Origin of the sequence: Nostoc sp. PCC 7524, assembly GCF_000316645.1 — a bacterium.
Classification (GTDB): domain Bacteria; phylum Cyanobacteriota; class Cyanobacteriia; order Cyanobacteriales; family Nostocaceae; genus Trichormus.
Window position 1 is genome coordinate 3,246,575 of sequence record NC_019684.1, and the last position, 23,224, is coordinate 3,269,798.

General features: G+C 40.9%; 23 protein-coding genes. 7 read left to right on the forward strand and 16 right to left on the reverse strand.

Annotated features, from left to right (window positions below; genetic code table 11):
- Positions 1 to 187 precede the first annotated feature (187 nt).
- The 3 genes from egtB to NOS7524_RS12980 form a co-directional block, all read right to left on the reverse strand.
- Positions 188 to 1,417, reverse strand: coding sequence for an ergothioneine biosynthesis protein EgtB (gene egtB, locus NOS7524_RS12970; RefSeq protein ID WP_015138935.1), 1,230 nt, complete (start codon positions 1,415 to 1,417; stop codon positions 188 to 190).
- The gene (egtC, locus tag NOS7524_RS12975) at positions 1,392 to 2,180 is read right to left on the reverse strand and encodes an ergothioneine biosynthesis protein EgtC (protein WP_015138936.1); all 789 of its coding nucleotides are present in this window, start codon (positions 2,178 to 2,180) and stop codon (positions 1,392 to 1,394) included. Before egtC ends, egtB begins: the two co-directional genes overlap by 26 nt.
- A gap of 147 nt (positions 2,181 to 2,327) precedes the next feature.
- Positions 2,328 to 2,807, reverse strand: a complete 480-nt coding sequence (locus NOS7524_RS12980; protein ID WP_015138937.1) for a MarR family winged helix-turn-helix transcriptional regulator — start codon at positions 2,805 to 2,807, stop codon at positions 2,328 to 2,330.
- 187 nt (positions 2,808 to 2,994) lie between these two features.
- On the opposite strand from NOS7524_RS12980, the gene NOS7524_RS12985 reads away from it, so the two are divergent.
- Positions 2,995 to 4,182 carry an acyl-CoA dehydrogenase family protein gene (locus NOS7524_RS12985; RefSeq protein ID WP_015138938.1) on the forward strand — a complete coding sequence of 396 codons (1,188 nt, stop codon included), beginning with the start codon at positions 2,995 to 2,997 and terminating at the stop codon, positions 4,180 to 4,182.
- A 64-nt stretch (positions 4,183 to 4,246) separates the two neighbouring features.
- On the opposite strand, the gene NOS7524_RS30955 is transcribed toward NOS7524_RS12985, so the two are convergent.
- The gene (locus NOS7524_RS30955; RefSeq protein ID WP_268741999.1) at positions 4,247 to 4,381 is read right to left on the reverse strand and encodes a hypothetical protein; all 135 of its coding nucleotides are present in this window, start codon (positions 4,379 to 4,381) and stop codon (positions 4,247 to 4,249) included.
- A gap of 27 nt (positions 4,382 to 4,408) precedes the next feature.
- Positions 4,409 to 4,549, reverse strand: coding sequence for a hypothetical protein (locus NOS7524_RS30030; RefSeq protein ID WP_171815372.1), 141 nt, complete (start codon positions 4,547 to 4,549; stop codon positions 4,409 to 4,411).
- A gap of 37 nt (positions 4,550 to 4,586) precedes the next feature.
- Here NOS7524_RS30030 and NOS7524_RS12990 point away from each other — a divergent pair, with 37 nt between their 5' ends.
- The 4 genes from NOS7524_RS12990 (at position 4,587) to NOS7524_RS27820 (ending at position 10,369) form a co-directional block, all read left to right on the forward strand.
- Positions 4,587 to 5,132: a DUF1349 domain-containing protein gene (locus tag NOS7524_RS12990; protein ID WP_015138939.1), complete on the forward strand. Its 546-nt coding sequence runs from the start codon at positions 4,587 to 4,589 to the stop codon at positions 5,130 to 5,132.
- A 110-nt stretch (positions 5,133 to 5,242) separates the two neighbouring features.
- Positions 5,243 to 5,506, forward strand: coding sequence for a hypothetical protein (locus NOS7524_RS12995; protein WP_015138940.1), 264 nt, complete (start codon positions 5,243 to 5,245; stop codon positions 5,504 to 5,506).
- 627 nt (positions 5,507 to 6,133) lie between these two features.
- The gene (locus NOS7524_RS13005; protein WP_051039196.1) at positions 6,134 to 7,147 is read left to right on the forward strand and encodes a BMP family protein; all 1,014 of its coding nucleotides are present in this window, start codon (positions 6,134 to 6,136) and stop codon (positions 7,145 to 7,147) included.
- A 9-nt stretch (positions 7,148 to 7,156) separates the two neighbouring features.
- Positions 7,157 to 10,369: a PAS domain S-box protein gene (locus NOS7524_RS27820; protein ID WP_015138942.1), complete on the forward strand. Its 3,213-nt coding sequence runs from the start codon at positions 7,157 to 7,159 to the stop codon at positions 10,367 to 10,369.
- Here the strand turns inward: NOS7524_RS27820 and NOS7524_RS13020 are convergent.
- The 10 genes from NOS7524_RS13020 to NOS7524_RS13060 form a co-directional block, all read right to left on the reverse strand.
- Positions 10,361 to 10,558: an RNA-binding S4 domain-containing protein gene (locus NOS7524_RS13020; protein WP_015138943.1), complete on the reverse strand. Its 198-nt coding sequence runs from the start codon at positions 10,556 to 10,558 to the stop codon at positions 10,361 to 10,363. The genes NOS7524_RS27820 and NOS7524_RS13020 overlap by 9 nt on opposite strands.
- Before the next feature lie 596 nt (positions 10,559 to 11,154).
- Positions 11,155 to 12,069 (reverse strand): manganese catalase family protein, encoded by a 915-nt coding sequence (locus NOS7524_RS13025; RefSeq protein WP_015138944.1) that lies wholly within the window; start codon positions 12,067 to 12,069, stop codon positions 11,155 to 11,157.
- Between the two features lie 313 nt (positions 12,070 to 12,382).
- Positions 12,383 to 12,724: a cupin domain-containing protein gene (locus NOS7524_RS13030; protein WP_015138945.1), complete on the reverse strand. Its 342-nt coding sequence runs from the start codon at positions 12,722 to 12,724 to the stop codon at positions 12,383 to 12,385.
- Positions 12,725 to 12,734: 10 nt separating this feature from the next.
- A complete protein-coding gene (locus NOS7524_RS13035; RefSeq protein WP_015138946.1) occupies positions 12,735 to 13,904 on the reverse strand; it encodes a zinc-dependent alcohol dehydrogenase in 1,170 nt (389 codons plus the stop codon).
- Positions 13,905 to 14,017: 113 nt separating this feature from the next.
- A complete protein-coding gene (locus NOS7524_RS13040; protein WP_041555304.1) occupies positions 14,018 to 14,416 on the reverse strand; it encodes a hypothetical protein in 399 nt (132 codons plus the stop codon).
- A gap of 532 nt (positions 14,417 to 14,948) precedes the next feature.
- Positions 14,949 to 16,118: a zinc-dependent alcohol dehydrogenase gene (locus NOS7524_RS13045; RefSeq protein ID WP_015138948.1), complete on the reverse strand. Its 1,170-nt coding sequence runs from the start codon at positions 16,116 to 16,118 to the stop codon at positions 14,949 to 14,951.
- A gap of 5 nt (positions 16,119 to 16,123) precedes the next feature.
- A complete protein-coding gene (locus tag NOS7524_RS30035; RefSeq protein WP_171815373.1) occupies positions 16,124 to 16,267 on the reverse strand; it encodes a hypothetical protein in 144 nt (47 codons plus the stop codon).
- Positions 16,268 to 16,341: 74 nt separating this feature from the next.
- The gene (locus NOS7524_RS13050; protein WP_041555746.1) at positions 16,342 to 17,028 is read right to left on the reverse strand and encodes an SRPBCC family protein; all 687 of its coding nucleotides are present in this window, start codon (positions 17,026 to 17,028) and stop codon (positions 16,342 to 16,344) included.
- Positions 17,029 to 17,217: 189 nt separating this feature from the next.
- Entirely contained in the window at positions 17,218 to 18,312 is a 1,095-nt protein-coding gene (locus NOS7524_RS13055; protein WP_015138950.1) for a DJ-1/PfpI/YhbO family deglycase/protease, read from the reverse strand.
- Positions 18,313 to 18,350: 38 nt separating this feature from the next.
- A complete protein-coding gene (locus tag NOS7524_RS13060; protein ID WP_015138951.1) occupies positions 18,351 to 18,752 on the reverse strand; it encodes a DUF2267 domain-containing protein in 402 nt (133 codons plus the stop codon).
- A 317-nt stretch (positions 18,753 to 19,069) separates the two neighbouring features.
- On the opposite strand from NOS7524_RS13060, the gene NOS7524_RS13065 reads away from it, so the two are divergent.
- Both NOS7524_RS13065 and NOS7524_RS13070 read left to right on the forward strand, forming a co-directional pair.
- Positions 19,070 to 19,513, forward strand: a complete 444-nt coding sequence (locus NOS7524_RS13065) for a DUF6335 family protein (protein ID WP_015138952.1) — start codon at positions 19,070 to 19,072, stop codon at positions 19,511 to 19,513.
- Between the two features lie 485 nt (positions 19,514 to 19,998).
- Positions 19,999 to 22,188 carry a hybrid sensor histidine kinase/response regulator gene (locus tag NOS7524_RS13070; protein WP_015138953.1) on the forward strand — a complete coding sequence of 730 codons (2,190 nt, stop codon included), beginning with the start codon at positions 19,999 to 20,001 and terminating at the stop codon, positions 22,186 to 22,188.
- 63 nt (positions 22,189 to 22,251) lie between these two features.
- On the opposite strand, the gene NOS7524_RS13075 is transcribed toward NOS7524_RS13070, so the two are convergent.
- On the reverse strand, positions 22,252 to 22,989 hold the full coding sequence (locus NOS7524_RS13075; protein WP_015138954.1) for a dienelactone hydrolase family protein: 738 nt from the start codon (positions 22,987 to 22,989) through the stop codon (positions 22,252 to 22,254).
- Positions 22,990 to 23,224 lie beyond the last annotated feature (235 nt).

Below are 23,224 nucleotides of genomic sequence, written 5' to 3' on the forward strand. Positions count from 1 at the left end.
AGATTGCTTTTATGCGTCAAGCCTTACCCTAGTCAGTGAAACACAAAGCCCTGACTGCTAACATCACGCCTGAGCCAGATGAATCTAATCTCAGAGCGATATTTAGCGATTTTCACATTAAAATAGCACTAAATTATTACTAGAGCTTACCCAATATCTCTTTCATTCTTGTACAGACGTAGCACTGCTACTTCTCTACCGCACAACGGAACCCCGCGAAAATCTGCCGCACGCTCGGATGATACCAGTTGCGAAAACTAGGGCGCAGTACCCACGGACGAGTTGCCCAACTACCACCTTTTAAAACCCGGTGCTGATTGTCAAAATAAGCTTGAGAGTAACCTTTATAGGGAAAACTTTGAAAACCCTCATACCCAGCAAACCAAGAAGCTGTCCATTCCCAAACATTACCCAAAGTATCATACAAACCATAGGCACTTTGCCCAGTCGGGTAAGCATTGACTGGGGTAAGGCCTAGACCATCATAATTACAATATTGAGATGATGGCATTTCTTCACCCCAAGGATAGGTGCGGCGACTCTGAGTCTTGGCATCCCAACTAGCGGCCTTTTCCCACTCAGCTTCTGTGGGTAGACGCTTCCCCACAAACCTTGAGTATGCTTCTGCCTCGTACCAGCTCACACCACAGACTGGATGATCATCGTTAGTGTGTTCTACATTCCAGTAAAGCGGTTGTGTTACCTGCTCAGTTTGTAGCCATTGCCACCCTTCTATTGACCACCACTGGGATTTTTTGTAACCTCCTGCCTCCATAAATAGGCGATACTGCCCACGGGTAACAGGATAGCGATCAATGAAGTAAGTATCTAAATATACTTTATGTGCTTGACATTCATTATCCAGTGCATCTATCGAGTTACACCCTAACTCAAATTCCCCGGCTGGAATTTCCATCATCTCAGCCACAACACAAACAGACGAAGCAACAGCCACACTGAACTTTTGACTATTAACTAATTCCAAAACCATGCGAATAATTTCACAGTGTTGACTTTCGTGCTGAATCAAAAAGCGCCAAAGGCGTTCTTGCGGCTCAATATCTGCAACTTCCAAGTATTGCCAAACTTTTTCTCTAACTGTGTTCAGATAATCAAGAGTTTCCTCTAGCTTGGGTAAATAGACACGTTGGGATTTAGGTAAACCATCAGCTGCAAACAACTTCTGATATTGGGGAAATAAACACGGTAAACCCGCACTGTGTTCTAGTACCCATAAAGATTCTATGTAAGCAATATGACCCAAATGCCAGCCTACAGGACTAAAATCAGGATGAGGTTGATGGCAGAATGTAGCTGCATCCATCCCTGTAAATAATGTCAAAGTTTTGGTGCGACATTCCTCTAACGCATCAACAATAGATTTTTTTACACTAGATTTTGTCAACTTGAATATCACAGTCTTCTCCCACACTGATAACGCTATTTTCTGGGCAAGCAGTCCAATTACCGACGAATAATGGTTCAGAAGCAATAATGACAGAGTTAGGGAAATTTACATCATCTCTGAGCCAGTACAATGACGGTGCGGGTGCAGAAGTGGCAAAACGGGACGCTATCAGGCGATTTCCGTTACTAAAAACTATATTTGCTAAAGCTTTAACTTGATAGCGTTTTGCCATCTCCTGAAGCGTTAAGAGGGTAGTACGTAAAGCATACTCTGGAGGTCGATGTTTGTTAATTTGCATCTGCGAAAGCAACAATGCAAAAATGTGTTCAGAATCCGTATTACCATTGATTTGTTCGTAAAAATCAGGTGCTAAAGTGCTGCGGATTTTTCGGTGTAGGGTTTTACGAAAATTTTCAATAAATCCATTGTGGATGAATAGATGCTGTTGATGTCCAAATGGTTGACAATTAGCAAAATCTAAAGCCTGTCCTGGTGTCGCACTGCGAACATAAGCAAGCATACACTCAGATTCAACGTAACGACTGAGACTAGGTAAATTCACATCATTCCAAATAGGCAGTGTATTTTTATAGGTAAAAGGTGCAGTATTTTTTTGAGTGTGGTACCAACCCACACCAAAGCCATCTGCATTTACTACCCCGGAAGTCATTTCCCGTGGTTGGTAACTTTGAACTATTAAAGAATGTTCTGGTTTATACAAAAGTTGTTCTAAAGAAATCGGTGAACCGAGGTAGGCAAGTAGACGGCACATAATCAAAAAAATTGCTCCCAATTGCTTTACACCATAAGCTGTATTACTGATAATTTCCTGAATTTTAGATAAATTTCTGTCATCCTAGCTTGAAAGTGGTAAGTGGTGTTAGCTTTCTTCGGGGCGATGAGCCATCTACCTGCGGTTTTACCGTTGGGGAGGTTTATTGTCTGTTTGCTCGAAGACATTTTTCAGTAAAGCCAACCCTTCTTCAATATGGGAAATTTGCTCTGGTGTCAGACGTTCCAACAAGTCGGCAATATGAGCGCGAGTTTGGTCTTGGGATTGCTTTAATTGATGCCTTCCCTCTTCAGTTAAATTGAGGAGAACTCGCCGCCGCTCTTGCGGATCATCAATGCGTTGTACTAAGTTACGTTGTACTAGCCTTTCTACTGTGGCTGATGCTGTGGCACAGGTGACACCTAAATGATCTGCCAAATCAGATAGGGAAGCACCGGGATTCCGGTTGAGAAATGCTAGCGATCGCAACTGTGGTATAGACAAGGAAGCAGCACTATGCGCTCGCATATCCGCTCGGATAAACCGCATCACTAACGGAATTGTATCCATTACTCTGACAGCACAATCTTCAGCAGTTGTGCTTTGCGTAGGTTTATCGAGGGTCATGAGGTTCTTGGTTCTCCTAATTACATTGCTCCTGCGGATGAATCAATTCAAAATAAAGTTGTCCACAGATTACGGTCAAGCCTATTAATGTTAACAAGAGAATTGTACAGTCCCAACCAAAGCCATAGATACTAGATCGCTAAGAAAACCTCAATCACCTTGAACCCTATTTTGCCGTATTAGCCAAATGTTACAATCAAATATCTTAGAAGCTACGAAAACAGCATCTTCCCCTAATTTACTGGTGCTAGTTGAGTCACTAGCTGCTGATTTTGCTAGTCGTGCTGCTGTCCATGATCGGGATAGTTCCTTTCCTTTCGAGAACTTTGAGGCACTCCATGAAGCTCAACTATTAAGTTTAACTGTTCCCAAAGAATTTGGTGGTCAAGGTGCAGCCTACACTACTGTTTGTCAAGTCATAGAAAAGATAGCCAGTGGTGATGCTGCTACGGCTTTGGTGTTGACAATGCACTATTTACAACATAGCAACGCCGCCCGGACTCGTTGTTGGTATCCCACAATGTATGAGCGGCTATGTTGGGAGTCAGTTACAGGGATTGCTTTAATCAATGCTGCCCGTGTGGAACCGGAATTAGGCACACCCGCCAGAGGTGGATTACCAGCAACGATCGCCAAACCAACAGATCAAGGTTGGCTGGTGACTGGTCATAAACAATACACCACAGGCAGTCCGATTTTACGTTATTTCGTCGTTTGGGCGCGGACAGATGAGGAAGAAGCAAGGGTAGGCAGTTTTCTCGTACCGCGTGACTTTCCTGGTGTAAAAATCGTGGAAACTTGGGATCATTTGGGGATGCGAGCCACTGGTAGCCACGACTTAATTTTAGAAAATGTCTTAATTCCCCAAGAATATGCTTTAGATATCCGCCCTCTCAACGCTGTGTCAGCACCAGATCCTTTGAAAGTTGCGAGTGGGAGTTTGTGGTTGAGTGCATTGTATCAAGGGGTAGCGACAGCCGCACGAGATTGGTTAATTGAGTATTTAAATGAGCGATCGCCTACTAATTTAGGTGCCAGTTTAGCAACTCTACCCCGGTTTCAAACAGCCGTTGGTGAAATCGAAGCATTACTTTACGCCAACCATCGACTGATTTACAGCCTAGCTGCTGACATTGACCAAGATAAATACAATAGCAAAGTTGCTTTACAAGCCCAAACAGTCAAATATTTGGCTACAAATAACGCCATTCGCGCAGTAGAAATTGGACTCGAACTCATTGGTAATCCCGGTTTATCGAAGAAAAATCCTTTAGAAAGACACTATCGAGATGTACTTTGCAGCCGCATTCATACACCGCAAAATGATGCAATTTGTTTGTCTCTAGGGAAATCAGCACTCAAAATTAACTATTAATTAAGTGTTACCCGAAATCTTTGTAGAGACTGATCTGCTAAGTCTCTACAAGATCCAGATCTTCTTAATTATTGATTACCACCAACATCATAGAATTTTCCGGTGAAAGACTGATCATTAAGGCATCACCCAATTGGATGAGCCATGTGTAGGAATCGGTCAGGCTGTCAACAGGTGATTCTATAAAGAAGACATTCATCACATTGAACTTTCATCAGGAGAACAATTATGCAGCCAAACCGCAGACATCATACTTACATATCTGTGCTGGTTTTAGCCGTAGTGGGAAGTGCTGGAACTTCGATGCAGTGATCACAGCTTGCGATGGCTGAAGAATCAGCGAGGCAAAGTTAATTGGGACTAACATAAGTTTCTATTTTGTTGTTATTGGTAGTACAAAATTTATGACTCAAATGCAGTGGTACAACGAACCTTCCACCTGGAACGAGCAAGCAGAAGTTGTTTACGTTAACGCAGAGGCAAAGACAGATTTTTGGCAAAAGACTCACTATAATTTCATGCCTGATAATGGCAACTTTTACTATCAGGAAGTAAAGGGTAATTTTACAGTTGAAGTCAAAGTTATAGGACAGTATCAGGCTTTATATGATCAAGCCGGATTAATGATTCGGGAAAACGAAATTACCTGGCTCAAATGCGGGATTGAGTACGTTGAAGGGGTGCAAAACGTTAGTGCTGTAGTCACACGAGATTATTCAGATTGGTCAGTAGTTCCACTATCAAAACCACAAGTTGCTCTATGGCTGCGGGTACAGCGTCGCTCAGAAACGGTAGAAGTGCAATATTCTCTAGATGGCGAGAATTATCAAATGCTGCGACTGGCATATCTTACCCATGCAGAAACAGTACAGGTAGGACTAATGTGTGCCTCACCGCAGGGGGAAGGTTTCTTAGTGACCTTTGAAGGTTTCAAAATTACTCAACCATAGCAACACCAAGAACTAACTGTCTTTATAGGGCTATAGCTTACGGGATATCCCAAAACTCTACATGATTTAGTCGCAAAAACTCAAATTTTTCATCAATGGAAATCACGCATATGCTTAGAAGCAAGCAAACAATATCATTACCAATACTCATAACTCTGAAGCAAAATCAATCTTTTCGTTTACCGGAATTAGTAGATGAACTACAAGTATTCTCAGGTTGTGCTTGGATGACTGTTGCCGGACAAGATATTATCTTGAACAATCAACAAATAGCATCAATTCCACATAGTAAAGAAGGCGCTATAATTTCTCCCATTGGTCAAGAAATATTAATCTTAGAGTTGCGAACTAAGGCAACCAGTCTTATTCAGTAATTTAATTTACTGAAAAATTACATTACTCAGTCACTACATTGCATCAAAAAATAGCCCAAAATTACGAGTTTAAACCTTTGCAGATATTAAATATTGGCTGTTTAATATCTGCTACTATGCTCATAACATCAACTTCTGTAGTGGCTCAAACTTTTGAAAAACCAAATATCAGACTAAATATAGAACGTAAATCAGGAAGTTATCCAAGCAGTGTGTGGTTATGGTGAATGCTATGTTCCTTACACCTCATTATCTTTCTTCCCTGTCACCTGTCATCTATCACCTATCACCTGTTACCTATCACCTATTTAATTAAATAAATCTACTTTTTAGCAAAAGTTGAACAATTTTATTTGAACAGGCATGATTTTTAAGAAATTATTCATATTTACTGACTATCAGCGTGAGAAAATTAATGGTAAGTTCGATTTCAGTAAGTACCTAGTAGTGACAATTTTCCCAAAGCCTTATATTTTGGGAGCCAATCATCCAGTTGTGAGGGATCACACTCATAGCAGTACCGTAGGTGATAGATTGTACTTAATATACCTTACGTAGAGTATCTGATGGAGCTGTAGTATAAGTGAATTAATATATATGCGATCGCTGGCAGCAATCTATATACCTATGCGACTTCCACTTATCATTTTTGTGGGAGTAATTTTTATCTTAATGATCATCAGTTGCTCTTATCAAAATAGCGCCCCTAGACCTAAATCTATTAACACAGAACCAGGAGCTTTTAAAGTAGCCATGATTCTCCCTGGTTCAATTAATGATCAAAGCTGGAATCAATCAGGTTATGAAGGACTGAAGTTAATTGAAAAGCAACTTGATGCTCAAATAGCTTATACTACTAATGTAACAGAAATTAATGCCGAAGAAGCTCTCCGCCAATATGCTGAACAAGAATTTGATTTGATTATTATTCATGGCGGTCAATATTTAAAGTCATCGGAAATAGTAGCTCAAGAATTTCCGCGTATTAAATTCGCAATTGTTAGTAGTTATGGCGGTAATAATAAAAATTTTGGAGCTTTGGCATTTCGTAGTAATGAAGTTGGCTACTTAGCTGGGGTAATTGCTGCGCTCAAAACTAAAACTAATAAAATTGCTTTTATTGGCGGTGAACCTATCTTAATTACTCAAGAAGAAGCGATATTATTAAAACGTGCTATTCAAAAAACTAAACCTAATATCAATCTTTCAATTAACTGGGTAAATAGTTGGCGAGATCCAGATAAAGCTAAAAGCATTGCCAAGGCACAAATTGCCGACGGAGTAGATGTTATAGTCACCGATGCAGATTTAGGAAATTTTGGAGTGTTGCAAGCGGTATCTGGCAATAAATCAGTATCTGTGATTACCTGGATGTATGCTATTGAAGGCGTTACAGAACAGTATCAATTAGCTGCTGATTATATTATTACTCATGTTATTCAAAAAGTCCCACAGTTATTGTTAGAAGGAGCAACTTTAGCACAGCAGGGGCGTTGGGAAGGTAAGCAATATAAGTTTGGATTCCTAGAAGGAGTTCAAGATTTAACACTATTGAACGCTTCGTTAACTGCTCAACAACTAGAACTTGTCAAGTCCATCAAAAAAGATATTATCGCTGGCAAAATTGATATTTTCCCTTAAGGAGTTGTGATGAAAAAACAGCAGCGCCCTCATGCTTCTCATCCAGCAGGATATGGATTTTTTTCTATAACTAATCAATTACGTTATGGTTTAGTTGTGCTAGTAGTTATGGCGCTGCTGCTGGTATCCGGGACATTAACCTATCTCAGCTTTCAAGCACAAATGCAACAGTTAGCAGTTGCACAGCAGGAAATTTCACAAGCTGCGGCGGCGAAAATCAATGTTTATTTAGATGACTTGCAACGCAAACTCAGTTACCTGGCAAGAGTGCAAGGTTTAACTGACTTATCACCAGAAATTCAACAAAGATTCCTTGCTGCTTTGACTCGTCATCACAATGCCTATGAAACAGTAGCAATTTTGGATAACCAAGGAAAAGTCGTTTCTGCCGTTTCTCCCTATGGACAAGTAAATCTGGAGAAGATAACGCAAACTTCTTGGATTTTATATGCTTTTAAATACAAAGAAGATTTTGTTAGCCCAGTAGAAATAGATAGTATGACTAAGTTGCCTATGGTAACTTTAGCAGTACCAATTCGTAATCTAGAAGATAAAGTTAATGGTGTATTGATAGCGCGAATCAATCTCAAGTTTCTGCGGTTCTTTATCCACCAAACTCATGTCGGTAAAACTGGTTATGCTTATGTCATTGATCACCGGGATTTACTAATTGCCGCCAAATCAGAATCTTTAGAATTTTTAAGAGATTTATCGAACCAGCCTTTAATCACAGAATTAGAGCAATTAAAAACTAAAAAATCTTTAGCTACCTATCGCGGTTTAAAAGGTGTAGAAGTAGTAGGTGCAATAGCTCCTATTAATAGCCTAAGATGGCAGGTTGTAGTAGAACTTCCCATTGATGAAGCTTATACTCCTATCCATCAAATGCTGTTCTTTATGGGTGTATCTATATTAATAGCAACAGCAGTGAGTATAGGATTAGGTATTTGGTTTCAAAGGCAAATTGTTTTACCTCTACAGCGATTAACAACCGCAGCAGCGCGAATTAGTACGGGTGATTTAGATACTCACATCAAAGTTGTACAGCGTAACGAAATGGGAGTATTAGCTACCACTTTTAATCAAATGACTTTGCAGTTACAAAAACTAATTCACGATTTAAGTCAAGAACGTAATTTTGTGGCGGCGATTCTTGATACTGTGGATGCTTTAGTTATAGTAGTTGATCAACAAGGGCGAATTATTCGCTTTAATCGTGCGTGTGAGCAAATCACTAAATATTCATTGGCAGAAGTAGAATATAGATTTTTTTGGGATGTTTTTTCTCTACCAGAAAAAACAGAGTTAGCTAAATCCGAATTTCATAACCTGAATATAGAGCAATTTCCCAAAACCTATGAAAGTCATTTGTTAACTAAGGATGAACAACAAAGATTAGTTGCTTGGTCAACAACTGCTCTTGTAGATAATGCTGGGCAAATAAGTTATATAATTGGGACTGGCCTAGACATCACAGAACGCAGAGAAGCAGAAATCGCTCTACAACAGAGCGAAGAAAGATTTCGCATGATGGTTGAAGGTAGTGAGCAAGTCTTTTTTTATATTCACGATCGCCAGCATATATTGGAGTATCTTTCCCCTTCTGTGCAAACAGTATTAGGATATGCTCCCGAAGAATTAACGGGTAGGAATTGCGAATACTTCTTAATTGATGATGCAGCGATCGCACAAGCAATTGAATTGACAGATCATGCTTTACTCACAGGAGAGCGTAACCAACCATATGTAGTGGTTGCACGCCATAAAGATGGACATTCTCTGTTTCTAGAAATTGTAGAAACACCAATTATCATGGATGGAAATGCACTAGGAATGCAAGGATTTGCTCGCGACATTACTGAGCGCCGACAAGCAGAAATGCAATTACGCGCAGCCATAGAAAGAGAGCGATTAATTGCGGCGATCGCCCTCAGAATCTTATGGAGCCTCAATCTAGAAGAAATTTTGCATACTACAGTCACCGAAGTCCGTCAGTTTCTCCAAGCTGATAGAGTATTTATTAGTAATTTTAATGATATTCTGCCCGATAAGATTTTTGCCGAATCCATATCTTCAGAGTGGGAATCGATTTTAGATTTATTTTTAACAGATAGTGATTATATTCAAGAAATTAAAAATTTATATTCACAAGGGAATTTACAAAAAATCGATGATATTAGCCAAGTCAAAGTTTCTACCCAACGTGCTTATTACTTTGCTAAATATCAGGTAAAAGCTTGTTTAGCAGTACCAATTATGGTAGGTGATGAGTTTTTCGGCACATTAGTTGTGCATCAGTGTTCGAGAGTTCGTCATTGGCAACAAGTAGAAATTGACTTGCTACAACAGTTAGCAACACAGGTAGCAATTGCTATGCAACAAGCACAACTCTTTCAACAAATCCAAGCTCTCAATCTCAGTTTAGAGCGCAAAGTAGAAGCCAGAACTGCTCAATTGCAGCAAAAAATGATGGAATTACAAGATTTATATAAACAGCAAGATGAATTTTTACACGCTGTTTCTCATGATTTGCGTACTCCCATTACAGGAACTCTCATGCTCTTAAAACATTGGCAGCAATCATCTGTAGAGAATATTTCTATATCTCATAATATTTTAGAGCGGATGATTGAAAGTGGTGAGCGCCAATTACAATTGATTAACTCATTGTTGGAAACTCATTTAAGCGAAATTAAAGGTATTTCACTACATTCTGAGCCTGTAAAAATTAATGATTTAGTGCAATCTATAACTGAAGATTTAGAAGCATTATTAGTAAAAAATCAAGCAACCGTTCAGAATTTATTCTCAGATGATTTACCGCTTGTGAAAGCAGATCCTTTGCAATTAAGGCGTGTCTTTGAAAACTTAATCAGTAATGCACTAAATCACAATCCTCCTGGTTTGCAAATTACTCTGCAAGCTAGCCTAGAAGGGGAAATGATTCGTTGTTTAGTGCAGGATAACGGTGTAGGGATGAGTGAAGAACAATGCTCAGAAATATTTGAACGCTATTCTAGAGGCGATCGCCTCCGAGGAGGCGTAGTCCATCGCGCTCGTTCTACAGGTATTGGTTTAGGACTATACCTCTGTCGCCAAATTATCACTGCACATGGTGGACAAATTGGAGTTCAGAGTAGTCTAGGTAAAGGCGCAACTTTCTGGTTTACCTTACCAGTCAGTGGGAATATGAATTTGTCAAGTCATCACCAATTAGGGTAATTTTACGAAATCAGCAACCTCGAAAGTTTTCCCTGCTACTGTTACTTGATCACTCAAGACCAATTTTCGTCCTCGTCGAGTTTCCACTATACCATTGACTTTGACATCACCATTGATAATCATCAGTTTAGCTTGTCCTCCAGTTGGGGCTACACCTAATAATTTTAAAAACTGGTCAAGCTTAATCATTGATTTGATGCCTCTAGCAAGTAGTTCAATTTAATATGTCATTATCAACGATATCCGCCGCCGTAAGTCTTAGCAGATGCAAATCTCAGATGATTGCCTAAAAAATTATGTGTAAAAATAAAAATAGTAATGTGTGTTACGTATAGAACGTCCCAACGCACTTAAAATGTCTGATGGTGCGTTGCGCTACGCAACAACACACCCTACACCCTATTTTCTTTGGTGCCTCTGTAGCAGTTGGAAATTTTGCAGGGATATTACTATTAATTAGTAATAAAAGCAAGCTTTATCAAGAGAATTAGGTATTTATATCAATCAATAGCCGAATACTCAACTTCAACTCAAAAAAACCCCCCTTTTGGGGGATAGGACAATAGATATAAGTTCGTAGTACAATTTGATTTGTATAGTTAATTCGTCTACGATCACGGTTATCACTGTGGTCGTTTCCCTTATTCTAATTTATGCAACTAGAAACTGGGGTGAGGGGTCATAGCTCCCACCACGCTGTAGGCTAAAAAAGTTTAACCTAGAAAGTTGACCCTAAGATACAGATATACAACCTTAGCCCCTCATCCCCAACGGAGTATATGATATTAGCCGATACGCTCAACTACAGGAGGTGCGCTAGAACCATTACCTTGTTGAGCCTGTCTATGTTGGGGTGTATCGTGCAGTTGGGCTGGGGGTTGTGGTGGTTGTGGTTCTGCTCCTAAAGGCTGGGGGTTAGCAACATACTGGAATTCGCCTTTACCATCCATTGAACGACCTGTTGCCCAACGACCTTCAGCACTTTCATTACCTTCGGAATGATTCCAGAACTGATAGGCAAATTCGCGTTTTTCCAAATCTAAGGGGAAGGAACTGGGAACTGGTGTGCTTTCTAGTCCAGATTGTTCTAAATCTTCAATTGCTGCTAACCAGAGGTTTTGGTGCATGGTATCACGGGCGATCATAAAACTCAGGGTATCTTTCACCCCTGGATCATCCGTCATCTCATACAATCTTACTGCTTGCAAGCGTCCCTGACTCTCGGCGTGGAGATTAGAGCGAAAATCAGCCAAAAGATTACCACTGGCTACAATAAACCGACCATTCCAGGGGAAGCCTACACTATCAGCAGGCATGGCACCCAAACCGGAAACGATCGCGTGTTGGGGGTTCATGGCGGCGTTCATGATAACATCTCGTGGGTTAGTACCGCCCATCACAGCACCAACTACCGCATCTCTGACACCCTCTTCTTGAACTTTCAAAGGTGCTTTATCTAAAAGATGGGCAATTGTCGTAGCTAGCATCTCAATATGACCGATTTCTTCAGTCCCAACGTCTAACAACATATCTCGATATTTGACGGGGCCGCGACAGTTCCATCCTTGAAATAGATACTGCATCATCACGGTCATTTCGCCAAAAGTACCACCGATGAGTTCTTGAATTTTCATCGCGTATACAGGATCTGGCTTCTCTGGTGGCTTGAAATATTGTAGTTTTTTGGAGTGATAGAACATTTTGCTTATGCGTAAGTGACAGAATACAAGCTCATAAATTTCTGATTTTTATGGCTTATTTTCTCTAGTAAACTAAGTAATACTCTTATCTAAATCAGTCAAGAGTTATATAAAAATAGAAAATATTCATAGCATATTTAATTCTCTAGATGCACGTATTAATTTGCATCATAAAAAGGCGCATACCAGCAAAGGCAGAACCCGCAGGGTAGACGCAAAGAGAAAGAGTTGAATATATGGACTTTTAGCAGTATTTTATGAAATAAATAAACACAGATATTTCATCTGTGTTTATTTTTGATGATTATTCGTTTTAATTTTCATCACGTCCATGAACTTGGGCAGGCGGACTGGTGGCTTCTACAGCCGTAAATGGTTCTAGAATATTGTAGTGGTGAGTTGCTCCTTTGGGAACTACCCAAGAAGTACCCGGTTCTAGTAATATCATTTGCCCTTCAATGTGCAGTTCTGCACGCCCATTAATTACATAACCAACGGTTTCATATTCACGTTTGGTGGGTTGTTTATCTTCTCCTGGTTGTTCATTTTCCCAAAGACGCATAGATAAAGATTTGCCAGTAGCTAAATATTTTTGACCAAGTTTACCTTTGGGAGAATGACTAGAGTCTATTTTTTTGATGGTGGTATCAGTCATGGTTTTTTCCTTATGGTTTGAGTACAACTTTGATGCAGTTATCTTGTTTGTGTTTAAAGATTTCGTAGCCGTGGGGCGCTTCTGCTAAAGGTAGAGTATGGGTAATGACAAATGTGGGGTCGATGTCACCATTTTGGATACGTTCTAATAATGGTTTTAAGTATCTATGAACGTGTGTTTGTCCCATTTTGAAGGTTAAACCTTTGTTCATAGCAGCACCCATCGGTATTTTGTCGAGGAAGCCACCATACACACCCGCCAGTGATACATGACCACCTTTAGCAGCAGATACAATTACTTGCCGTAATGCGGTTGGTCGGTCTGTTTCTAAACGGACGGCTTGTTTTACTTGGTCGTAAAAAGCCATAAAGTCTGTACCGTGGGCTTCCATTCCCACCGCGTCAATGCAAGCATCGGGGCCGCGTCCGCCAGTCATTTCTTTAAGTGCTTCCCCAATATCGACTTCTTCGTAGTTGAGAACTTCGGCTTTACCGTATTCCTTAGCCATTTGTAGGCGTTCGGGAATGCGATCAAAGGCGATGACTCTTTCTGCACCCAGCATATATGCACTTTTGATGGCAAATTGTCCGACTGGGCCGCAACCCCAAACGGCGACAATATCACCGGGTTTGATATTGCAGTTTTCTGCGGCCATGTAGCCGGTTGGGAAGATATCGGTTAAAAACAGCACTTGTTCATCTGTGAGATTGTCGGGGATTTTCAGCAAGCCGACATCTGCAAAAGGCACACGGGCGTATTCTGCTTGACCACCAGCGTAACCACCAAATAAATGAGAGTAGCCAAATAGACCGGCTGGAGAATGCCCCATCTGTTTTTCTACAAGCCAAGCATTGGGGTTAGAGTTATCGCACAAAGACCATAATTCCCGTTGACAGAAGAAGCAAGAACCACAAGAAATAGTGAAGGGAACAACAACGCGATCGCCTACTTTCACATTTTTGACGGCACTTCCTAATTCAACGACTTCCCCCATGAATTCATGACCGAGGATATCTCCCTTTTCCATTGTGGGGATACATCCATCATATATATGTAAATCTGAGCCACAAATCGCTGTAGAAGTAATTTTAATAATGGCATCACGCGGATTGAGAATTTTCGGGTCTGGTACTGTCTCTACCCGCACATCGTTTGCTCCATGCCAGCAAACTGCTTTCATAATTATTAGTCCTTAATCAATAGTCATTAGTCAGTAGGGTCGCGATTATACTTTTACGAGCAGACGCTTTTAAAGCGTCCACTCGTTTATTAAGATAGTTTTGAATTTTAAACCTATCTTCTCATTTCTCTTACAGTCTCAGGTTGTTGGTAATAACCACGTTGAGTTCCGGTGATTGGCTCAACTGCTTCTCCGGCTTTTCTTTGGACAGACTTTTGAAAATCTTTTGTAGCTTTAGGAGTTGCTTCGTCTAAATTTAGCTTTTCTCTAACATTATCAGCAGTTTCTCTGAGCTTTTCTTGAGCATTTCTCACTTGAGTATCATTTCTAATGCCTTCATTATTGGGTGTACCTTTATAATAAGTACCCTCTGGGGTTCTAACATCAGCCTGGGCAATGATTGCACTACCGGATATAAAACATTGACCTACAAAAAAAGTAGCTCCTATTAGACAAACAATTAAAACTTGACGCAACAGAAAATTTTGTAACCAGGCAATCACACGATTCATAAATAACCTCAATTGCATTACGTCTATATTTTCAACGTGAGCAGTATAATTAAACATCCTTTCTAAGTTGGATTTATTAATATGTAATTAGTCGCAATTTATATACTTATCTACTTTTTAGGGAGGGAGTAGAGAAGAAGTGTTTTCTAGTAGTGAGATTCACGGAAGGGATGTGTTAAAAATCCTTAGTTATGTATCAAATATTAGATCCCCCTAAATCCCCCTTAAAAAGCTATGCGTTACCCACATCTTTCTTTACAATCTTAAAACCCTTGCTCTATAAGCATCTTAAGGACTGAAACTTTAAGCATACTTGACAAATCATCATTTACTCTTCTCGCTAAAACAGTGTTTTTATTGAGAATGAAAAACGAACGAATCAGGGTTCTAGAGACGTGAGTTCATACTCTCGAAATGTTAAGAAAGATGTTTATAATGGATAGCTTTTTAAGGGGGGCTAGGGGGGATCAAAACCATGTGAAATCAGGTAATCAAACTTGTGTATATGCCGTAGATGTCCTACTTCCTATCTTCAAGGTTTGAGTACAACTTTGATACAGTTGTCTTGTTTCTGTTGAAAAATGTGATAGCCGTGAGATGCTTGTTCTAGTGGTAATTGATGGGTGACTACAAAGGATGGATCGAGTTTGCCATCTAAAATTAGTTGTAGTAACAAGTGCATATATTTCTGTCCGTGCATTTGTCCCATCCTGAAGGTAAGACCCTTATTAAAAGCAGCACCAAAAGGTATTTTGTCTACAAATCCACCATACACACCCATGATGGAGAGAGTACCACCTTTACGACAAGCCACCATCATTTCTCTTAATACATGAGGACGGTCAGTTTCTAGCCTGAGTTTTTGTTTTGTTTGGTCATAAAAATCCTCTATCCCTATTCCATGTGCTTCTAAACCAACCGCATCAATACAAGCATCAGGGCCACGTCCGCCAGTCATTTCTTTTAATGCTTCGCCTGCATTGACTTCTTCATAATTAATGACTTCGGCTTTGGCGTATGTTTTCGCCATTTCTAAACGTTCGGGAAAGCGGTCGATAGCAATGACTTTTTCTGCACCCATCATATAGGCGCTAATCATGGCAAATTGTCCCACAGCACCACAACCCCACACAGCCACAGTATCACCTGGTTGAATATCACATAATTCTGCGCCCATATAGCCGGTAGGGATAGCATCGGAGATGAATAACAACATCTCGTCTGATAAATCTGGTGGTACTTTCACCACACCTACATCAGCGAAGGGTACGCGCACATATTCAGCTTGTGCGCCTGCATAACCTCCCAACATATGAGAGTAACCGTAAATAGCTGAGGTAATATTGCCAAAGAGCTTTTCTTCTATCCAACCATTGGGGTTAGAGTTGTCGCACAATGACCACATATCATGCTGACAATAATGGCATCTACCACAGCCAATTACAGAAGGAACAACAACGCGATCGCCTACTTTTAAAGTATTGATCTCCTTACCAACTTCGACAACTTCCCCCATAAATTCATGACCGATAATATCACCCTGTTGCATTGTGGGGATATAGCCGCCATAAATATGTAAATCTGAACCACAAATTGCTGTAGAAGTAACTTTGATAATCGCATCACGCGGGTTGAGAAGAGTAGGTTCTGGCACTGACTCCACCCGCACCTCATTGGCACCATACCAGCAAACAGCTTTCATAGTTATTAGTTATTGGGGACTGGGGATTGGGGACTGGGGATTGGGGATTGGGGATTGGGGACTGGGGATTGGGGACTGGGGATTGGGGATTGGGGATTGGGGATTGGGGATTGGGGATTGGGGATTGGGGATTGGGGATTGGGGATCAAGAATCAATTCTCCCTTGTCTACCTTGTCTCCTTTGTCTTCCTCATCCCCCTCATCCCCTCATCTCCCCCACTCCCTACTTCCTACCCGAAGGTTGCCCTTCTGTGGTGGCGATTTCCCCTGCTTCCATGAGCATTTTGAAGCGGCGTAATTCATCACCTATTTGCTGTTCTGGTTCCTCACCAAAAAGTTTGGCGAAAATTGCAGTCAATGTTCCGCCTGGGGGATTGTATTCTAAGACTACTTTGACTTCGGTACCGCGATTCGCTGGTGCTTTTTGAAAACGTACAAAACCAGAATTCTCAATATCTGAGCCTTCCACTGAAGCCCAAGAAATAAACTCATTTTCTCGGTCTTCTAAGATGTCTGCATCCCATTCTACATTGTTACCTAAAGGTGCATTTGCTATCCAATGGGAACGTTTCTCATTGTAGACTTTGACAGATTTGAGATGCTTCATAAACGTGGGCAGATTCTCAAAGTTGTGCCAATAACGGTACAGTTCATCTGCTGGTTTATTAATTGTCACCGTCTTTTCAACTTTGATAGGTTTATTAAGTCCGATGGCTTCTTGGACTTGCTCAATAGTGCTGTGTTTGGTTGCACCTTGATAAATTAAACCTCCACCAGCCAAAGCCGTCAGCACCCCCCGCAAAGATGCTTGTCTTAAACCCATCAAAACTAGCGCACCACCCCCAATCAGAGATGCCCAACGCTCCATATCACTGGCTTCTGCCCGTTTCTCTCCTGATGCCAAAGTCACGTCATTTCGCTCCGCATTCAAAATTAAATTTTGGGAAGGTTGGGGATTGGGGACTGGGGACTGGGAAATATCCTTATCTCCCCCCACTCCCACCCTACGGGTAGGCTTACGCCATCGTAAGAGAAGCAAGCTACATCTTCCTCATCTTCCTTGTCTTCCCCCACTCCCAACTCCCTATTCCCCACTCCCTTACATCGATACAGCCGCCCCAGTTGTAGGTTTAGGAGGCTGCACTTCAGTAGCCAAGCGCGCCCGATATAGCTCTACTAATCGCTGTTCGTATTTGAGCAAGTCTTGGTAAATTTCTTTGAAAATGGCGGTTGCAACTGGATCTGTGTACATTGCACACAAATTACCAATATCACCGATACCTGTTTGCACATCACCCAAGGCGCAACGCAACTGATAGATATCGTCGCTACCAGTAAAGGTTGATTTCACTTTGGCGTATTGATTAGCAATGTTTGCTCCAAAGGAAGGTTTTTCACCCAGTCTATGCAGATAGGTTTCTAATCTTTCAATATGACGCTGTTTATTAGTGATCATTTCTTGAAATAGCGCCTTTGCTTGTGTATCAGATTCTTTCTCTGCGTACTTCTCCAAGGCTTCTAGTGAATAACGTTCACCGCCTAGAGCAGTATTGATACCTCTAAGAATCTCACTTTTAGTTGAGCCGCCCCAAGCATCGGCTATTTTCCACCATTCCGCAGTAGTATCTTTTTCATCTGGTAGTGCAGCGTCTTTGCCACCGTAACCTAGACGGCTCAATATCGCGGTGGTGAAAATTGCTAAATCTCCAGGTTCACGGGATGTAATTAAATTACCGTCAACTACTAGGGGATGATCTAGATAATTTGCGCCAGCATTCATCATGTCTTTGCTAATGGCGCTAAAACCCGTGACGCGTTTACCTTTGAGCAAATCGCCTTCAATTAAAACTTGAGGGCCATGACAAACAGCAGCTACCAATTTGCCTTGCTGCATCGCCTCTTGGACAAAGCGGACTGTGTTAGGGTTGCGCCGCATCCTATCAGGAGCCATACCACCAGGAATTATGACAGCATCAAATTCAGAAGCGATCGCCTCTGTAGTGGTAGCATCAGCTTGGATAGAAAGTTTGCCTCGTTTGCCCTTATATTTTTCATTCATCCGCGAACCCAGGACAACTACCTCAAACCCTGCTTGTTTTAGTCCATTACAAGGAATAATAAATTCTACATCTTCTACTGCTTGTTCGATGAGAATAGCTACTCTTTTTTTCCCAGAATGATTATTGTTGGTCATAAACTTTCCTATCTAATTATTTTGAAAATTTTGAATTCTTATGCTGGTACTTCGCTAGTTGGTGGTGTACCAAACATTTCTTCGTAGTCGTGAGAAAAATGATGATGCAGTTTAGCAAATTCTTCTGGATTGATAGCATTTTGTAAAACTGCAAACACAGCACGCACATGAATTGCTGTTGTTGTTGGCTCCATATTCTCTTTTTGACTCACACGCACAATAAAATCTTGCAAATTAAAAGCCTGATCTGGTTGTCCTTCTCTACCTCGCAAACATTCACTAAGTTCCTCTGGTAGTTGGGCTGCTAAATCTTGTGCTTCATCACCAGAAATCCGCTCTTTAATAGTTTCTAGTGTGGTACGGGTAGCACGTTCTGCTTCTTCACGAGAACTAGATTGAGCGAGGCTTTGTACATGGGTAATAAACTCGGTGTATTCCACTGCTTTTCTCCCCTGATAACAATCAAATTTTCGCTGTTGTCCAATGGTTTAAAATAGTCAATAACAATTGCTATCTGAAGTAATTAATTATTCGATAGTTTTCTTACCAAGAAACATAAAAAAGTTATGAGCAGGAATTTTTTAGCTATTTTTGTGTGGATTGAGAATCCCTTGCTCATAACTAACGAATTCAACTACAAGTGGCTTGACCTTGATTTCATATTTTTAAGATTATGTTGTAATAGCTATTTTTCCGTCGTTCTCTGGAAATAGATTGTTTTATTCCTAAAGTTGTACAACCTCTGTAGTACAACTTGATGGCAAGAAAACGTTATGGTGATGATATAGAAAAGGCTAAAATTATGACAGAGCAAAATAATAATCAAGAAGAAATTAATTTAGATAATTTGCCACAGGAAATTACTGAATCTTATGGCACTGGTGTCAAAGACCTACCAGGGTACAATATTGGGGGGCGATCGCTCCAAGCTAAAAGGCATGAGTACACAGATACCAGTCCCGAACTCACAGGCGGTGATATTGATGCCTATTGGCAAGATGCAGACACAGTAGGGGATGAAGCTGTTGGCGGTACTGCTCCCACTCCTGATCAAAATGTCACAGAAGATATAGAAAAAGCCGTGGGATTGGAAATGGACGATAGAGCTTTTCTTCGCACCAACGATATTTTAGAACAGCGTGATGATCGTCGCTGGGAATTAGATCCCAAGTCTTCTGAAGATTATGAGGAACGAAGATAGAGTTTAGGTGAAAAAGGCTAGAGAAGATAGATTTTTTTGTGCTTAACTCTCTAAAAAAAGGGTATTAGGTTGAAGAGTGTAGGAATTGCCAGAAAAAACTTTGATTTGTATTTGCTAGGATCTACTTCATTAACCAAAAAGCTACAAAGTAATCCCTTCACTGTGAAAGTGGGGATTTTTTTATTATTAGTAACAAATGGGTAAAAATATAACTCTGAAGGTGGTAAAGTCCCAAAACAGCTAATTAGCACACGCTTAATAAAAATTTGTGTTTTGATTTAGAACACTCCCATAAGAGATACTTTTAATGTTGACTTATAGAAAATCAGGACTATAAACCTTAGATTATATGTAGACATAGCACAGTATGGTGTAAACGAACCAACCAAATCATCAGTAAAAAAAGCTAAAAATTTTGTATTTTGAATTTTGTGCATCGGTACTAGCAGCAAAAAATATCAATAACCTCAAAGATTAGGCTAAGTATGTCCAAGAAGAACAATGATCAGTTCAATCCACAAGTTGAGAAACGGACAGCCGAGCTTTCACGAGCTAATACTCTTTTGCAGCAGGAAATTCGCGATCGCCAGAGGGCAGAAAAGGCATTACAAAAGCAGGTTGAACGGCAGCAACTGGTGATGTCAATTGCCCAACGTATTCGCCGCAGTTTGAACCTCAACGAAGTTCTCAATACTACAGTAGCTGAAGTCAGAAAGTTCCTACAGGCAGACCGAGTATTTATTTATCGCTTTGAAGCAGACTATAGTGGAGTCGTAGTAGTCGAGTCTGTTGATCAACGTTGGATCTCTGCTCTGAATGCTCATGTAGAAGATACTTATTTCATGGAAACTCAAGGTGAGGAGTATAGACAGGGGCGTATCCAAGCGGTTGTAGACATTGATACATCAGGTTTAAGTGAATGCCATCGCGAGTTACTGGCTGAATTTCAAATCAAAGCTAACTTAGCAGTTCCCATCTTACAAAAAGACAAATTGTGGGGATTGTTAGTGGCTAATCAGTGTGCATCAACACGCAAATGGCTAACTTGGGAAATCGATTTACTCCAGCAGTTAGCAACACAGGTAAGTATTGCCATCCAGCAATCAGAACTATATGAACAGGTACAGGCGGAACTTGTAGAAAGAAGGTTAGCAGAACAGAAAATTCGCGAACAAGCAGCTCTACTTGATATCACCGCCGATGCAATTATTGTCTGTACACTAGAGCAAGAAATTTTGTACTGGAACAAAGGCGCAGAAAGATTATATGGCTTTTGTGCAGGAGAGGCGATCGCTCAAAATGCTAATGAGCTGTTTCACCAAGAAATTGGGTTACAGATGGAAGTAGCGAAAAAGGCTGTAGTTGAAAGTGGTTCGTGGCAGGGTGAGTTGCGGAAGCTAACTAAATCTGGCAAAGAAGTCATTGTTGCTAGTCGCTTGACATTAATGCTGGATGAAGCCCAGCAACCCAAATCAATTTTGATTGTTGATACTGACATCACAGAAAAAAAACAACTGGAAGCCCAATTTCTCCGCGCTCAACGCCTAGAAAGTCTCGGCACATTAGCAAGCGGTATTGCCCATGATCTCAACAACATCTTGACACCGATCATGTCTTCAGTACAAATATTGGCGCATAAACTGCCACATTTGGATGCGCGTCATAAACAAATGCTGAAGGTTCTCGAACATAACTCCAAACGTGCGGCTGATTTAGTCAAGCAAATTCTGACATTTGCCCGTGGCTCTGATAGCAGAGGCGTTTCTGTCCAACCTCTGCAAATGGAACATCTATTATTAGAAGTTGAGCAAATCCTCACCAGTACATTCCCCAAATCAATCAATATTGTCAAACAGCTACCAGCATCAAGACTGTGGACGATCATGGCAGATGGCACTCAAATACATCAGGTATTAATGAACCTGTGTGTTAACGCCCGTGATGCCATGCCCAAAGGCGGTACTTTGTACATTTCTGCGGAAAACTTCGTAGTTGATGAAAACTTTGCCCGCATGAATCTAGATGCTCAAGTAGGTGCTTATGTAGTCATCACGATTTCCGATACAGGGCTAGGTATTCCTCCCTTAATTTTAGAGCGAATTTTTGAACCTTTTTTTACAACTAAAGAATTAGGTAAAGGTACAGGGCTAGGTTTGTCAACGGCGATGGGTATTGTGCAGAATCATGGTGGATTTATCAACGTCGTCAGCGAAGTAGGCAAAGGTAGTCAATTTCAGGTTTACTTACCTTCTGTAGAGAAAATGGGAATTCAGCCAACCGAGAACTTAGAATTGCCTAATGGTAATAACGAATTGATTTTGGTTGTAGATGATGAAGTTGCCATCCAGGAGATTACCAAAACTTCCCTAGAAGACTCCAACTATAGAACTATAAAGGCTGGTGATGGTATCGAGGCGATTTCATTGTATGCCCAACACCAAGATGAAATTAGCATGGTCATTATGGATATGATGATGCCCTCAATGGATGGGTTAACTACCATCCGCATTTTGCAACAAATGAACCCCAATATTAAGATTTTGGCTATTAGCGGTATTGCCACCAACAGCCAGCTGATAGAAGCTACTGACGCTGGCGTTAGTGCATTCTTAAGGAAGCCCTACACTCTTAGTGAGTTATTACACACTATGAATGAAATATTGAGTGAACCGTGAGAAAGGACTGGGGATTGGGGATTGGGGATTGGGGACTGGGGACTGGGGACTGGGGACTCTTAACTAAGCAAACATTCTAGTCAAGAAAGTTACTATCTCAGCCCAAGCGGAGGTAGCGGCTGCGGCATCATAGCGATAACCATCGTCGCGCATGAAGGTATGTTCTGCTTCATATAAATGTACGGTGTGAGGAATTTTAGCATCCTCAAGGGCTTTCAGGAGAGTTTGGCGATCGCTTTCTGGAATGTGAGGATCAAGTGTGCCAAGTATCAGCAGCATTTCACCTGTGATTTCACTGAATCTGTGAATAGTATCAGCTACACCTTTACCTAACTTGCCACTGGGTATCCCCGTTGGGTAACAGCAAACGGCGGCTTTAATTTCGTTGGCAAAAGCTGCCCGAAAAGCTAAATGTCCACCAATACAAAAGCCAAGAGTGCCGATTTTATCGGGATTAACCGCAGTGTCTGCTTTGAGGAAATCAATCATGGCACGACAATCAGCATCATATTCTGCGATCGCAGTTCGCCGCGCATTATCATTACCCCGCATTCTCCCCAAATCATCTGGCTCAATCACTAAACCAATTGGCTCAAGGCGATGAAAAATTTCTGGTGCTGCTACTACATAGCCAAATCCCGCTAGGTAGTTCACTAGCCGAATCATTGCCCCACCTAACTGATAAATATCGCTGTAAAATAAAATACCTGGATATTTTCCGGCAGGCTTAGGTGATGCGACATAAACACGCATCAAGCTGTCGTCTACCCTCAACTCAACGTTGCGCTTAGTGATTTGCACGCTTTTAGCTCCATCTCATACTTTCATTAGCTTCTACATGAGTGAGTGGAGAAATCGGGATAACGGTGAATAGTGGCGATCGCTCTATCTTAAGATTGATTAAAAAAGTGGGGATATCCAAATGACACTCATGCCATCACATATATATGAGATATCTCCCTCTTAGTATACGCATATATGGATATGTTTTACAGCTTTAATTTCAGCAATTAGATGCTTGGAAAGAGATTTTTAT

Bases quoted from the DNA above. Each gene is read 5' to 3' on its own strand.
- NOS7524_RS12985 (WP_015138938.1), top strand. From the start codon at position 2,995: ATGTTACAATCAAATATCTTAGAAGCTACGAAAACAGCATCTTCCCCT.
- NOS7524_RS13070 (WP_015138953.1), top strand. From the start codon at position 19,999: ATGTCCAAGAAGAACAATGATCAGTTCAATCCACAAGTTGAGAAACGG.
- NOS7524_RS12990 (WP_015138939.1), top strand. From the start codon at position 4,587: ATGACTCAAATGCAGTGGTACAACGAACCTTCCACCTGGAACGAGCAA.
- NOS7524_RS27820 (WP_015138942.1), top strand. From the start codon at position 7,157: ATGAAAAAACAGCAGCGCCCTCATGCTTCTCATCCAGCAGGATATGGA.
- NOS7524_RS13035 (WP_015138946.1), bottom strand. From the start codon at position 13,904: ATGAAAGCAGTTTGCTGGCATGGAGCAAACGATGTGCGGGTAGAGACA.
- NOS7524_RS13065 (WP_015138952.1), top strand. From the start codon at position 19,070: ATGGCAAGAAAACGTTATGGTGATGATATAGAAAAGGCTAAAATTATG.
- NOS7524_RS13055 (WP_015138950.1), bottom strand. From the start codon at position 18,312: ATGACCAACAATAATCATTCTGGGAAAAAAAGAGTAGCTATTCTCATC.
- NOS7524_RS30955 (WP_268741999.1), bottom strand. From the start codon at position 4,381: ATGAATGTCTTCTTTATAGAATCACCTGTTGACAGCCTGACCGATTCC.
- NOS7524_RS30030 (WP_171815372.1), bottom strand. From the start codon at position 4,549: ATGTTAGTCCCAATTAACTTTGCCTCGCTGATTCTTCAGCCATCGCAA.
- NOS7524_RS13020 (WP_015138943.1), bottom strand. From the start codon at position 10,558: ATGATTAAGCTTGACCAGTTTTTAAAATTATTAGGTGTAGCCCCAACT.
- NOS7524_RS12995 (WP_015138940.1), top strand. From the start codon at position 5,243: ATGCTTAGAAGCAAGCAAACAATATCATTACCAATACTCATAACTCTG.
- NOS7524_RS13045 (WP_015138948.1), bottom strand. From the start codon at position 16,118: ATGAAAGCTGTTTGCTGGTATGGTGCCAATGAGGTGCGGGTGGAGTCA.
- NOS7524_RS13030 (WP_015138945.1), bottom strand. From the start codon at position 12,724: ATGACTGATACCACCATCAAAAAAATAGACTCTAGTCATTCTCCCAAA.
- NOS7524_RS13005 (WP_051039196.1), top strand. From the start codon at position 6,134: ATGCGACTTCCACTTATCATTTTTGTGGGAGTAATTTTTATCTTAATG.
- NOS7524_RS13025 (WP_015138944.1), bottom strand. From the start codon at position 12,069: ATGTTCTATCACTCCAAAAAACTACAATATTTCAAGCCACCAGAGAAG.
- NOS7524_RS12980 (WP_015138937.1), bottom strand. From the start codon at position 2,807: ATGACCCTCGATAAACCTACGCAAAGCACAACTGCTGAAGATTGTGCT.
- NOS7524_RS13040 (WP_041555304.1), bottom strand. From the start codon at position 14,416: ATGAATCGTGTGATTGCCTGGTTACAAAATTTTCTGTTGCGTCAAGTT.
- egtC (WP_015138936.1), bottom strand. From the start codon at position 2,180: ATGTGCCGTCTACTTGCCTACCTCGGTTCACCGATTTCTTTAGAACAA.